This window comes from Providencia sp. 2024EL-00732 (genome assembly GCF_044006275.1).
GTDB classification, from domain to species: Bacteria; Pseudomonadota; Gammaproteobacteria; order Enterobacterales; family Enterobacteriaceae; genus Providencia; species Providencia huashanensis.
The window spans coordinates 251,223-264,079 of record NZ_JBIPDG010000002.1; the positions used below are offsets into that span (position 1 = coordinate 251,223).

12 protein-coding genes are annotated in these 12,857 nt (G+C 37.9%); 6 read left to right on the forward strand and 6 right to left on the reverse strand.

Annotated features, from left to right (window positions below; all coding sequences use genetic code 11):
- Positions 1 to 6 precede the first annotated feature (6 nt).
- The 3 genes from ACHB7C_RS06290 to ACHB7C_RS06300 all read right to left on the reverse strand — a co-directional run bounded on the left by ACHB7C_RS06290 (position 7) and on the right by ACHB7C_RS06300 (position 3,130).
- On the reverse strand, positions 7 to 558 hold the full coding sequence (locus tag ACHB7C_RS06290; protein ID WP_166684992.1) for a fimbrial protein: 552 nt from the start codon (positions 556 to 558) through the stop codon (positions 7 to 9).
- Positions 559 to 637: 79 nt separating this feature from the next.
- Positions 638 to 1,168 carry a fimbrial protein gene (locus tag ACHB7C_RS06295; RefSeq protein WP_166684993.1) on the reverse strand — a complete coding sequence of 177 codons (531 nt, stop codon included), beginning with the start codon at positions 1,166 to 1,168 and terminating at the stop codon, positions 638 to 640.
- A 1,281-nt stretch (positions 1,169 to 2,449) separates the two neighbouring features.
- Positions 2,450 to 3,130 (reverse strand): TetR/AcrR family transcriptional regulator, encoded by a 681-nt coding sequence (locus ACHB7C_RS06300; RefSeq protein ID WP_042845564.1) that lies wholly within the window; start codon positions 3,128 to 3,130, stop codon positions 2,450 to 2,452.
- A 317-nt stretch (positions 3,131 to 3,447) separates the two neighbouring features.
- On the opposite strand from ACHB7C_RS06300, the gene ACHB7C_RS06305 reads away from it, so the two are divergent.
- The 6 genes from ACHB7C_RS06305 to ACHB7C_RS06330 are packed head-to-tail and all read left to right on the forward strand — an operon-like array spanning position 3,448 to position 8,843.
- On the forward strand, positions 3,448 to 4,224 hold the full coding sequence (locus ACHB7C_RS06305; RefSeq protein WP_395346751.1) for a cyclase family protein: 777 nt from the start codon (positions 3,448 to 3,450) through the stop codon (positions 4,222 to 4,224).
- Between the two features lie 14 nt (positions 4,225 to 4,238).
- A complete protein-coding gene (locus ACHB7C_RS06310) occupies positions 4,239 to 5,495 on the forward strand; it encodes an MFS transporter (RefSeq protein ID WP_052219321.1) in 1,257 nt (418 codons plus the stop codon).
- A gap of 16 nt (positions 5,496 to 5,511) precedes the next feature.
- A complete protein-coding gene (locus tag ACHB7C_RS06315) occupies positions 5,512 to 6,345 on the forward strand; it encodes a 3-keto-5-aminohexanoate cleavage protein (RefSeq protein WP_395346753.1) in 834 nt (277 codons plus the stop codon).
- The gene (locus tag ACHB7C_RS06320) at positions 6,342 to 7,523 is read left to right on the forward strand and encodes an acetyl-CoA C-acetyltransferase (protein ID WP_395346755.1); all 1,182 of its coding nucleotides are present in this window, start codon (positions 6,342 to 6,344) and stop codon (positions 7,521 to 7,523) included. The genes ACHB7C_RS06315 and ACHB7C_RS06320 overlap by 4 nt, the downstream gene beginning before the upstream one ends.
- Positions 7,524 to 7,536: 13 nt before the next feature.
- Complete coding sequence (gene atoD / locus ACHB7C_RS06325; protein WP_042845929.1) at positions 7,537 to 8,193, forward strand: acetate CoA-transferase subunit alpha; 657 nt, start codon at positions 7,537 to 7,539, stop codon at positions 8,191 to 8,193.
- Positions 8,193 to 8,843, forward strand: a complete 651-nt coding sequence (locus ACHB7C_RS06330; RefSeq protein ID WP_395346757.1) for a 3-oxoacid CoA-transferase subunit B — start codon at positions 8,193 to 8,195, stop codon at positions 8,841 to 8,843. Before atoD ends, ACHB7C_RS06330 begins: the two co-directional genes overlap by 1 nt.
- 75 nt (positions 8,844 to 8,918) lie before the next feature.
- Here ACHB7C_RS06330 and ACHB7C_RS06335 read toward each other — a convergent pair whose 3' ends face one another.
- The 3 genes from ACHB7C_RS06335 to ACHB7C_RS06345 form a co-directional block, all read right to left on the reverse strand.
- Positions 8,919 to 10,076: a sugar diacid recognition domain-containing protein gene (locus tag ACHB7C_RS06335; RefSeq protein WP_042845573.1), complete on the reverse strand. Its 1,158-nt coding sequence runs from the start codon at positions 10,074 to 10,076 to the stop codon at positions 8,919 to 8,921.
- Positions 10,077 to 10,251: 175 nt separating this feature from the next.
- Entirely contained in the window at positions 10,252 to 11,397 is a 1,146-nt protein-coding gene (locus ACHB7C_RS06340) for a glycerate kinase (RefSeq protein ID WP_395346760.1), read from the reverse strand.
- 80 nt (positions 11,398 to 11,477) lie between these two features.
- Positions 11,478 to 12,800 (reverse strand): MFS transporter, encoded by a 1,323-nt coding sequence (locus ACHB7C_RS06345; RefSeq protein ID WP_042845577.1) that lies wholly within the window; start codon positions 12,798 to 12,800, stop codon positions 11,478 to 11,480.
- Positions 12,801 to 12,857: the final 57 nt, after the last annotated feature.

Genomic DNA, 12,857 nt, shown 5'->3' on the forward strand with positions numbered 1-12,857 from the left:
AATAACTCAGTAATAATCCATCTTAAAACGGATAGTAGTCTGATAGTTTCCTGGTTTTAAACGTTTATTATTAGACACAACACGAACGTTATAATGTAGAATAGAATCACCCACAGTTATGGGTAAACTAGGCATAGGTTTCCCAGGTATAGCAATATTTCCAGCCATGTCAGAAATTTTTATTGATAACCCATTTGCATGCCCGAAAACATCGAAGCTGCGACCATCTGTCGGGCCATCAAATGTAATATTGAAAGTTTGCCAATTAGGAGTTCCAGGAGTTACCGGTGTTAGAACACAATTGATAAGGCGTATAGAGAAATTACTTGCAGGGCTTTCTCTATCGTTAATTATCTGGCTAACCGGTACAGTTGTTATGTTAACTGATTGATCTCGGCTATCTGCATCAATTGCACAAGGGCTCTCAATGATTGAACCACCCATAGTGACAGTTCCTTTGAACTGACTTTGTGCCCGAGAATTTTGATTTTGCGCACTCGCTATCGGGGCAAATATCATTCCTGAAAGCACCATGACAATGATGCCAAAGTGATTCATAGCGACTCCATTTCAACTTAATAACCAATTTCAACGCATTAAAATTAGTGCCCATACATCCTTGTACGGGCGATACCAATTACTGGTAGCTCAGAGCAAATGTTGCGATTGCGTCAAATTCACCTGGTACAGCTGGTTTATTTGTTGCATCAGCATCACCTTGCAAATACGCTTGGAAGCGCAGTGTGTTTGCACCAGTGAATAAAGCTTGAGATGGAGATTTAGCACCTAAAGCAATTTTAGTACCGTTGAAATCAGTGATCACGATACCTGCGTTTTTCGCAGTACCTGCAATCGCTAAACCATCAGTTACAGAGTCACTTGGCGTACCAGTAAATGTAGTTTGAACAGTTTTCAGAGTCGTGATATCGCACTGCTCTAATTGGATGTTGAAATCGCGAGCAATACTTTTACCGCCACCGTTTAATGCAGATGTTGCGATAGCACCCATTGGGACTTCAAATGCTTGAGAACCTGGTGGAATTGAGCAAGGAGCATCAATGATTGAACCTTTAAAAGTGACTTGGCCGCCACCTTGGTTTGCAGCTGCAGAGCCAGCAACAACAGCCATACCTAAACCTAATACTAAAGCAAGTTTATTTAATTTCATTTTATACATTTCCATTAGATAAAAAGACGACACAAATTAAAATAATGAGTTATTATTAATCCGATTATTTTAATTTTTTCTTAAAATATGTTTGATTAGTAAACATTAAAAAATTGATACCAAGAATTATTCCCTTTTATCAAACTCCATTAATAAAATGAATAATTAAGCAACGTATCAATACGTCGCCATTATTATACCTCATTTTGGTTATGTCAAATTTCAGGTTTAATTAATAACTTTACCCGTAAGCTGGTGATATATATATAATATTCAAAAAAAACATCTTAACTAACACACTGTAATAGGATAAATTGATATAACAAATCTAATTAAGTTGTAGTTTTTCCATTAAAAAACCACAAAATAAACCCAAACATTATTAATAAAGTTTTTTATACTCATAAAACAGGTTTTCATTAGTGAAAAAAAATGTCGCTAAAGGAAAAGTTAAATATAGAGAAATTAGATTAATTAAAACGATATTTATATCGCATAATAATTAATGAGAAACATCTCAAAATCACAAATAAAACAATTTCACAATATTTCTATTTTTACTTTTTGTTACATTTATAAACCCAAATAAAATAAAACAAAACCATAGTAAAATCAATAGGTTAAACCCGAACAACAAAGAAAGAAAAACAAAGTAAATACTAAATGAAATATATAATAGGAAACAATTAAGTATAAAATAACATAGATTATTAGATATATGGATTCAGAACAAAAAATTAACATCATGTCAAATTAAAGAATAAGATTACTATTTAATAGAAATTAAAAATGTTACAAGATTTATCAAAAAGTAATTAAAGGTAATTTTCCACAATCATATATGATGCGTTATCACTCTATTTTAAGTAGCAAACTTTAAAATACTCTATTTTAGCTTAAAACTTTATAATAAAACCACTTAATTTAATTGGTTTCATATCACTACCAAATAATACATAAAATCAAAACAACTGATAGGCGTAATGCTTTATATATTAATTAATAGTTACATGATAAAAATATCAGAAATCATTAATACATCATTATTACCACTAAGAAAAAACACGTAACTTACTTTATAAGTCATGATTATTTCATTACCTAATCTTAATCACATATTATAAGCTAATTACATTGAACATTTGATATACATCAAATTGAGCAATTATAAGTATTACAAAGAGGCTCACTTGTTCAATAGGGTTTCTCTATTATTGGTTATACAGTCAAATTTAGTGTCAACAGAGGCCATATAACCAATAGTTTCAAAAATGCTATAGACTAGAATGAAAGGGTTAAGGTAGACAACAGTGCAAGGTTTTCTTTAAGATCAGCTTGTGGTGATGAAGCCAATTGCTCTAAACCAGATGTAATAAAAGGAATGAGATAGCTACAAGCCTGTTCCTTGTCTTCTATTGAACATAAACCTTTAGTTAAACCACCAATACGGTCAACTTCAGAGAATGTGTTGCACATAACGCCAACCATAAAATCAAACCCCCATTGTACTTTTTCTTCTTTCGTTGAATGCATTGTTCGACGAAGTTCTCGCAAGAAAACGTGCGCTCCAGCATCAAATTGCTCTTGTAATAAAGAAAGGTTATAACCAAGTAAAGTAGAAACTATACGTGCATAATTGCGCCATCCTTCACCTCCATTCAAATGCCAATAGAGATAGGGCAATACAAAAGCATGGACAATTTTATCGATAGGCAAAGGCTGATCATCATTTTGAGCTAAAAAATGATTAAGTAATTGAATTCTTGATTGGCTCAATAGACCAATACGCCGTTTAACAACTGCATCAAACAGCTCTTTTTTTGTACCAAAATGGTAATGAGCAAGCGCTAATTTCACGCCCGCTTTCTGTGTAATATGCCGAATAGAAACAGCATCATAGCTACTTTGAGCAAACAACTCTTCTGCAGCATTTAAAATTTTTTCCGATGTCGATATTTGCATAGCCGTCCGTAACTTGCGCCTTATAAAAAGGATTGATTAATTTTCACCACGTTTACCACATTAATATTTCTGTCTACTATTATAAAGCCCATCATTGAAAATACCCGAGCTTTTCAAAAAGTCTTTTCGATTTCCACCTATTCCCTCTGGTAAATGACGAAAATACCTCAATTAAGTCATTTCACTAAACTGGGCTCTCCATCACAACTTTGTTTATTTTTCGATCAACCTCACGTTATCAATAGATAAATTTAGACGATCGTCCAAATTACATATAGGTTGGACGTACGACCAATAAAATGAAAAGCGTGAGGATAATGATGAAAATTATCGATCTGAGTGTCACTATAGAGCATGAAACACCTTGTGACCCCCCTTCTATGCCAACAAAAATAGATTACAGGGGACACGATAAAGGTGCCGAGCATATGCGCCAATTTTTCCCTACTGCCACAGAAAAAGATCTTCCTAGTGGGCTAGGTTGGTCAATCGAATATATTCAACTTACCACTCATAGTGGTACCCATCTTGATGCCCCTTGGCACTATCATCCGACGATGAATCAAGGAGAGCCGGCTCGTACAATCGACCAAATACCTCTTGAATGGTGCTTTTCTGATGGAGTCAAACTCGACTTTTCCACCATACCTGGTAATGGTGAGAAAATTACCGTTGATATTCTTGAAGCTGAACTAACACGAATTGGCTATACCTTAAAACCCCTCGACATCGTCGTTATTCAGACTGGTGCAATGAAATATTGGGGAACCAATGCCTATTTAAACGCAGGTTGTGGAATGACTCGGGAAGCCACGCTCTATTTATTAAAACATGGAATAAAAGTTGTTGGCACCGATGCATGGAGCTGGGATCGCCCTCTTTCATTAATTGCAGAGGAATTTGAAGAAACAGGTGATTCATCTTTAATTTGGGAAGGGCATTTCGCAGGTATTGAACGCGAATATTATCATATGGAAAAAATGACGAATCTTGATAAGTTACCCCCTTTTGGTTTCAAGATTGCTTGTTTTCCCATCAAAATAAAAGCTGCTAGCGCCGGCTGGTGCCGTGCAGTCGCTATGTTTGACCTCTAGCGGGAGATAACATCATGACACAATCTCATGACAATGCTGTAGGTAATCAAAAGGTAAAATGGCATGTGCTCATTGGCGGTTTCTTTGGATACATGTTCGATGCTGTTGATATTCTTCTACTTGCCGTTGCCATGCCCGTCATCATCGCAGACCTTGGTATTTCTACAGCTGATGGAGGGTTACTTGCCACAGCGACAATGGTCGGTATTGGTTTAAGTAGTATTGTTGTTGGTTGGTGTGCGGATACTTATGGACGACGTAAAACACTATTTTGGAGCTTAATGCTATTTAGTGTGCTTACCGCTGCAATTGCATTTACAAATACTTGGTTTGAGATCTTAATATTACGTTTTTTAGCGGGGTTAGGCCTCGGGGGTGTTTGGAGCATTATTGTTGCTTACATTGCTGAAACCTGGCCTGCAAAACAACGTGGGCGAGCAGCTTCCTTTGTTTTAAGCTCTTTCCCCGCAGGTGCTGGATTAGCTGCATTCCTTGCTTATTTAATTATTCCAACCTACGGTTGGCGAGCTCTCTTTCTATGCGGTGCTGGAGCCATTATTGCCGCATTTTATTTTCTTATTTTTGTTCCTGAGTCCGAAAGTTGGAAAAAAGAGAAAGCCGCTCAAACCCAACGTGGAGAAAAAATTCGAATTAGCGAAATTTTTTCAAAAGAAATGGCTCGCAATACTTTCCTAGCAACTACAGTCGCTAGCTTTGGTTTAATTGGCTACTGGGGATGTACCACTTGGTTGCCGATGTTTTTAACTAAAGACCGCGGACTTACTATGGAAAATATGTCCCTATTCTTTGTTGTTCTAAATATTGGCATGTTCATTGGTTACAACGTATTCGGTGTGATGGCTGATAAAATCGGTCGTCGAAACGCACTCATAATCTCTTTTATTGGTACCGCAATAACCTTACCTATTTACGTCAATATGACAGGGCACACGGCACTCCTTGTGATGGGACCAGTTTATGCCTTTTTTACTGCCTTTGTCGGCTTAATGGGGTCTTACTTTCCTGAACTGTTCCCCACTCGCGTACGTACTTTGGGTGCAGGCTTTTGTTTCAATATTGGTCGAGGCATTTCCGCTTTTGCCCCATTTGCAATGGGCTTCATTGCCCTGAGCTATGGATTAGTCACTGGGCTAATTATCTGTGCAATTTTCTTCTGTTTGGCTGGGGTGATGATGTTTACCTTACCAGATATCGATAAATCAAGGTATTCAGCCACCCCACCAGATATTGCTACTCATTCAGATGCTTAATTCAAGAGTTTTTAATATGACAAATAAAACAATAATTACTGTTGCCACCACTGGGGCTTTTCCAACTAAAAACGATAATCCAAATATTCCGCTGACACCACGGGAAATCGCAGAGGACGTCTACGAGTGTTGGCAAGCAGGGGCTGCTATTGCCCACTTGCATATGCGTGATGATGAAGGACGCGGAACAATGGATATTAATAAATTTCGCGAAACTGTGACTTTAATTCGTGAAAAGTGTGACATTGTTCTTAACCTCACCACATCTGGTGATTTAAATGCCACTGATGAAACCCGCATGATCCACCTCGTCGAACTGAAACCTGAGCTTGCCTCCTATGATTGTGGCTCAATGAACTGGGCACACTCTGGCTTATTTATTAATCACCCTGCTTTTTTAGAGAAGCTAGGACAACTAATGATAGATAATGAAGTCCGCCCTGAAATTGAAGTCTTTGATGCAGGTATGTTTTATAACTCACTGTACTATATAAAGAAAAACCTTATTAAAACCCCTGCTTATTATCAATTCGTTCTAGGTGCCGCTGGTGGTATCTCTGCAACAGTCGAAAACCTCATTTTTTTACGTAGTTTACTCCCTGAAAACGCACATTGGTCTGCATTTGGGATTGGTAGAGGGCATATGCCTATTCTGATGACAACCTTAGCAATGGGTGGGCATGTTCGTGTTGGTATGGAAGATAATGTCTATTACAGCAAAGGACGGTTAGCACAATCTAATGCAGAATTTGTAGCTCGAGCAGTTCGCCTTGCTAATGAAGTCGATAGAGCCCCCGCAACTCCCGATGAAACACGCAGTATTTTAACCTTAAAAAGGAGAGCCTTATGAATGATGTCGTGATCGTAAGTGCGGTACGCACTGCGATTGGTAGCTTTGGAGGCTCACTTGCTTCAATCAAAGCCACCGATCTGGGAGCAATAGTGGCACAAGCCGTAATTGAACGAGCAGGAATTCAACCTCATGATGTGGATGAAGTTTTATTAGGTAATGTACTACAAGCTGGACTTGGGCAAAACCCTGCTCGTCAGTCAGCCTTACAGGCAGGGCTCCCTGAAACAACACCGGCTACAACCCTAAATATGGTGTGCGGGTCTGGACTAAAAAGCATCATAGTGGCAGCTCAGACCATTCGTACAGGTGATAATAAAATCGTCTTAGCGGGCGGAATGGAAAATATGTCGGCTGCGCCATACTTATTGGATAAAGCTCGATTCGGTTATCGGCTAGGAAACGGAACCTTAACCGATAGTGTTGTACACGATGGTTTAAGCTGCGCTATCAATCGTTACCATATGGGGATCACCGCAGAAAACATCGCAAAACGCTATAATATTAGTCGTGAGGAGCAAGATAAAATTGCTCTGCAATCGCAACTTCGAGCACAAATAGCGATTGAAAAAGGCGCATTCAAACAAGAAATCGTCCCCGTAACAGTGAAACATAAAAAAATAGATCTTATTTTTGAGCAAGATGAATACATCCGTTCCGATGCCTCTTATCAATCCTTAAGTCAACTTCATCCTGTATTTGAACCTACTGGAAGTGTAACTGCTGGTAATTCATCAGGGATCAATGATGGAGCAGCTGCTTTGCTCCTTATGTCGAGTCAGCAAGCAAAAAATTTAGGACTAACACCTTTAGCAGCAATTCGTAGCTACGCAACAGCTGGAGTTGACCCAGCGGTCATGGGAATTGCCCCAGTTTATTCAACATTGAAGGCCTTAGATAAAGCAGGTCTACATATCAATGACCTTGATTTAATTGAAGCTAATGAAGCCTTTGCCGCGCAATTCATTGCCGTAGGTCGAGAGCTTGGATTCGACCCTGAAAAAACGAATGTTAACGGTGGTGCTATTGCGTTAGGTCACCCTATTGGAGCTTCAGGAGCGCGCATCTTAGTTTCTCTATTACATGCTTTGACAATGCAAAATAAAACTACAGGGCTTGCTACATTATGTGTTGGTGGTGGTCAAGGTGTTTCCGTTATTGTAGAACGCCTTTCTTAAGATGGAGATGAAAATGAAACATAAACTCATCGAAAAAGATAAGGTCATTAGCCAGTTTCATGATGGAATGAGCATCATGTATGGTGGTTTTATGGGGCAAGGCACTCCAGCGGCTCTCGTTAATATAATTTTAGAATCTGGTGTTAAAAATTTAACACTGATAGGTAACGATACAGGAATACCGGGGATCGGAGTTGCTCCTTTAATTGAAAATAAAAGAGTTAAACGTTTAATTAGTTCACATATCGGTCTATTACCAGAAACAGGAAAACAAATGATTTCTGGGGAACTAGATGTTGAACTGGTACCTCAGGGGACACTGGCAGAACGCATACGTTCAGGTGGAGCCGGTTTAGGCGGCTTTCTGACACCAACAGGGGTTGGTACCGTGGTTGAGGAAGGTAAACAGCGGCTAACTATTGAAGGTAAAGACTATTTACTTGAACTCCCATTACGAGCTGATATCGCCATTATTCACGCTCACACTGGCGATATCGTTGGCAATTTATATTATCGTTTAGCTTCCCGTAATTTTAATCCGTTAATTGCTTTAGCCGCTGATAAGGTATTTGCAGAAGTAGAGCAATTAGTTGAAGTAGGGGGCCTAGCCCCTGACTCTATAATGACTCCGGGTCTACTGATAACAGGCCTATTTCAAGGAGATCAATAATGGATACAAAAACATTTATTGCTCGCCGAGTTGCGCAAGAGTTGAAAGATGGTGATGTCGTAAACCTAGGTATCGGCCTCCCCACCATGGTAGCAGCTCATCTTGCTGACGGTATCGATATTTTATTGCAATCCGAAAACGGCTTTTTAGGTATTTGCCCCGTCGATATACACAATCCCGACCCTGATTTAGCCAATGCAGGGGGGCAACCCTGCGGCATTATAAAAGGTGGCTCTACTTTTGATAGCGCTTTTTCCTTTGCCCTAATACGTGGAGGGCACATCGATGCTTGTGTATTAGGTGGTTTAGAAGTCGATCAGCAGGGTAATTTAGCAAATTGGATGGTTCCTGGGAAAATGGTGCCCGGTATGGGGGGTGCTATGGACTTAGTCACAGGGTCAAAAAATGTTATTGTTGCGATGGAGCACTGCACAAAAACTGGAGAAGCAAAAATACTGCGTCAATGTCAGCTTCCTTTGACAGCACAAAATTGTGTTTCAACTATTATTACTGAATTAGCAGTTTTTTGTTTTATTGGTGGGCAGCTCACACTGGTAGAATATGCACCAGGAACCAGTGTTGAGGTCATTAAAGCCCGTACTGATGCTGATTTTGAGATCGCTGATAATCTAAAAGAAATAAAACTATAACGATAAATAAACTCCCCCCCAATAATTACTAGCTCACCTATTGGGGGGCATTTATATTACGAGTTTTTATATAGTTTAAATTTTTAATTGTAAAGCAACATAAAGGAGGACTTTACTTTCAATTGTTAGTAAGTTTAACTTCGTTATATCCGATATTCTTTTTAATCGGTAATCTAATGTATTCCTATGAATAAAAAGTTCTTTTGCGGTTTCATTTGCAAGTAAGTTATTTTTAAACCAAGTCGTTAATGTTTTAATAAGAACGCCATTAGCATCCTCATGCAATAATGTATTTAAAGGTTTTAATAACTCTTCAGAAGACCATTTAAAACTCAATCCATATAAAAGCACAGGCAACATAATATCTTGATAGCAATAAATCTTTAACTGTGGTTTTTTAGCTTTACCAACCTGCATGGTAACCTTTGCCGTTTCATATGATTTTTTTATAGCCTCTTCTGGGAGATCTAGAAAAAAATTACCTAACGCTATTTTGACGCGTAATTTAAATAAATCTTGAATATCTGACTCCAACTTTATAACTCTCTTTTTTTGCTCATCAATATTCCAACGATTAAATTGATTTAGAGCAGGACTCAAATAAACAATCTCAGTTAATGACTGAATAGCGACTAAGTTATCTGCATTATTATACTCAATAAGTTTTTTAATTTCTTGTAGCTCACTAAAAGCACTATTAACTCCTAGCTGGCCGCTATCAATCTCAATAATAATAGCAACCCTTGGAATGGAGAAGTTAATATTAAGTTTTTTAGACCACTCAGTAATATTATCTGGTATAGTGCCATCTTCAATATAAGCTAAAATAATTTCTTCTTTAAAACGATCATTCAAATTCAAATGATTATAAATTTCAGCTTGTTCCAGCATCATAACTGCGGTCATTGAAACAAGCTCTCCAAATTGCTTAATTAAAGAAGGTTCTCCCGTTAAACCTATCACTCCTACAATCTTGCTATTAAGATAAAGAGGTAAATTTATCCCCGGTTTAACCCCATGCAAATTATTTGCTGTTGCATCATCAATAACTACAGTTCGTTTTTGTTTGATTGCGAGCAAAGCACCTTCATGAAACTCACCTAATCTATTACTATCTCCACTCCCTATAATACATCCAGTTTCATCCATAACATTAATATTACAATCAATAATTTTCATGGTTCTATCAACGATTTCTTGCGCTAATTTGGAGGTAAGACAATAATCATACATATTTCAACCTCTTTTACTGGAGCTGTAAAATAGAAACAAACTTTCCAATCATAAATTTTAATAATGTTTATTTTTAATTTAATAAACTCCAGTATTCAATATTCCTTGAAAAAATCAAGAAAAATAAATCTCATTTAAAATAAAGCAAACAAAGCTAAATTTCAAAACTATTATTTCAATTTTTATTATCTATTTTAATATTCAGCGTATTTGCAATATTTTTAGTACAATTAAATAAATTACTTTCAGCATTATTTAGAGCTTCTTTTAGTGAACTGATTTTATGTAAAATACTAAACGCTGAATCAATACCATATTGTTGTAAATGACTGAGATCATCACCAAGGCTTCCAACAATGGCAATAACGGGTATCTTATGTTTTCTAGCTAACTGAGCGACGCCAAAAGGCACTTTGCCATTTAAACTTTGGCTATCTAACCGGCCTTCACCAGTAATGACTAAATTTGCCCCTACCATGTGTGATTCAAGGTTCAAGGTTTGTGCAATAATATCAAAACCAGGCTTAAGTTCCGCTTTTAGAAAAGCAAGTAATGCTGCTCCCATCCCTCCTGCAGCACCGGCTCCTGCAATATAATGAACTTCCACATGCAAATCTCGCTTAATGATATCTGCGAAATGTTCTAAATTTTTGTCTAACATTTCAACATGTTCATTTGTCGCACCTTTTTGGGGGCCAAATATCACAGATGCACCGTTTTTCCCAATTAATGGGTTCGAAACATCACAAGCAATACTAAATTGACAAGCTTTTATCCTAGGGTCCATTGTGCTGACATCAATACAGGCTAAATCGGCAAGCGCTTGTCCCCCTAATTTGATTTGTTGCCCATGCGAATCTAATAATTTGGCTCCAAGTGCTTGCAACATTCCTGCTCCGCCATCATTGGTTGCACTTCCGCCTATACCAATAATAATCTGCCTTACTCCAGTATCTAGGCAGGCTTTTATCAATTCCCCTGTTCCATATGATGTCGTGAGTAACGGATTTCTTAATTCAACAGGGACTAGCTCTAGTCCACTTGCCGCAGCCATTTCAATAAATGCTTGCTGCTTATTTTGAGATAAACCATAGAATGCCTGAACACTCGTGCCTAAAGGACCGATAACATCAAGATGATAGATTTCCCCATTGGTAGCCTCAACCATCGTGATAACAGTGCCTTCACCACCATCTGCAATAGGACACTTAACATAAGTTGCATGAGGAAATACCTCTTTGAACCCGTTTTCAATAACCGTTGCGACTTTCAATGCAGATAAACTCTCTTTAAATGAGTCAGGTGCAATGACTATTTTCATAAAAATAATCCTTTAGAAAATTTTATTATCAATAAGTTAAAAATTCAGGTGGGTATTCGCCCACCTGATACGACATTTTATTATTTTGGTTCATCGAGTAAGAGGATCATAATTAAGCCAATCACCGCACAGATACCAAAGTAAGAGAAAACAGCATCAAACTTACCAGTCATATCTAATAATAACCCCGCCATCATAGGTGAAACGAAACCACCTAAGTTTCCTCCACTATTCACAACAGATATCGCAATTGGATAGTTATTATTATCAGCGACTCCCATCGGGTAAGCAGTAAATGCAGGCCAACCAATATTCAAGAACAAGCCTACCGAGAAAAGGGCAAGTGCAACTGTGCTCGTGCTTTCAGGTACATTCAACATCACTAACATCATGGCAATCGTCGCTACTGCGGTAAAAAGCATGGTGGGTTTACGACGACGACCAAAAACTTTATCAGAGATCCAGCCACCAAAAATCGAACCGATAAACCCACCAATAAATGGCATTGATGCAACAAAGCCCATCTTCATAAATGAAAAGCCTTTTTCATTTACCAGATAAGAAGGTATCCATGTTAATATTCCATATAAAATACTTACCATCATGAAATAAGAAATAGTATTACACCAAATGTTTTTAGATTTAAATATTTGGGAAGCTGAACTTAATGGTGTGACTGATTTAACACGAATAAATTTATCTAGCGTATTAAATTTAGGACTCAGAACAATATTGCCTTCTATTTTCTTTTCTGCAATTTCTGAATTATCGGCACGAATATAATCTAATTCACTTTGCGAAACAAAGCGACTTTCCTCTGGTTTTGTTCTAACAAATAAATACCAAATAATTGCGAGAAAAATACCGGGAATAGCAAACAGAATAAAGACCCAGCGCCATCCATAAGTTAATGCAATCCAAACGACTAATGGTGGAACAATAATCGGAGCAAACATCGTTGAAGCAATATAAACCCCAGTGGCAGTCGCTTTTTCTTTTGCTGGAAACCAGTTATTAATTGTCGACGTTAGCCCGACAGGGGTTGGAGCTTCGGCCATACCTAGGCCAAGGCGCAACCACTTGATAGCAAAGGCCGATTGGGCTAGGCCAATAAACCAAGTCATGGCAGAGAAACCAAGAATGGATAATGACACCATACCTCTGATCCCACGTTTCGCCATCCAAAAGCCTGCGGGTATTTGGCATAAAGCATAACCGAGGAAAAACATACTCGCGAGAGAACCCGCTTCTAAATTAGTTAATTTAAACTCATCAGTAATAAAAGGTAGAACCGCACCAATATTACTTCTGTCTGCATAATTTACAGCATAGACGATGAAAATCAGGGCTAATACCACCCAACGATAATTCGTCTTTGGTCTAATCGGATTTGAATTTATCATTATTTTCGCTCCAGAGCAGTTTATTATTTAATACACGTTTTATTACCTGCTTTTTTA

Excerpts from the sequence above, each read along its gene's own strand:
- ACHB7C_RS06290 (WP_166684992.1), bottom strand. The coding sequence starts at position 558 with ATGAATCACTTTGGCATCATTGTCATGGTGCTTTCAGGAATGATATTT.
- ACHB7C_RS06295 (WP_166684993.1), bottom strand. The coding sequence starts at position 1,168 with ATGAAATTAAATAAACTTGCTTTAGTATTAGGTTTAGGTATGGCTGTT.
- ACHB7C_RS06300 (WP_042845564.1), bottom strand. The coding sequence starts at position 3,130 with ATGCAAATATCGACATCGGAAAAAATTTTAAATGCTGCAGAAGAGTTG.
- ACHB7C_RS06305 (WP_395346751.1), top strand. The coding sequence starts at position 3,448 with ATGATGAAAATTATCGATCTGAGTGTCACTATAGAGCATGAAACACCT.
- ACHB7C_RS06310 (WP_052219321.1), top strand. The coding sequence starts at position 4,239 with ATGACACAATCTCATGACAATGCTGTAGGTAATCAAAAGGTAAAATGG.
- ACHB7C_RS06315 (WP_395346753.1), top strand. The coding sequence starts at position 5,512 with ATGACAAATAAAACAATAATTACTGTTGCCACCACTGGGGCTTTTCCA.
- ACHB7C_RS06320 (WP_395346755.1), top strand. The coding sequence starts at position 6,342 with ATGAATGATGTCGTGATCGTAAGTGCGGTACGCACTGCGATTGGTAGC.
- atoD (WP_042845929.1), top strand. The coding sequence starts at position 7,537 with ATGAAACATAAACTCATCGAAAAAGATAAGGTCATTAGCCAGTTTCAT.
- ACHB7C_RS06330 (WP_395346757.1), top strand. The coding sequence starts at position 8,193 with ATGGATACAAAAACATTTATTGCTCGCCGAGTTGCGCAAGAGTTGAAA.
- ACHB7C_RS06335 (WP_042845573.1), bottom strand. The coding sequence starts at position 10,076 with ATGTATGATTATTGTCTTACCTCCAAATTAGCGCAAGAAATCGTTGAT.
- ACHB7C_RS06340 (WP_395346760.1), bottom strand. The coding sequence starts at position 11,397 with ATGAAAATAGTCATTGCACCTGACTCATTTAAAGAGAGTTTATCTGCA.
- ACHB7C_RS06345 (WP_042845577.1), bottom strand. The coding sequence starts at position 12,800 with ATGATAAATTCAAATCCGATTAGACCAAAGACGAATTATCGTTGGGTG.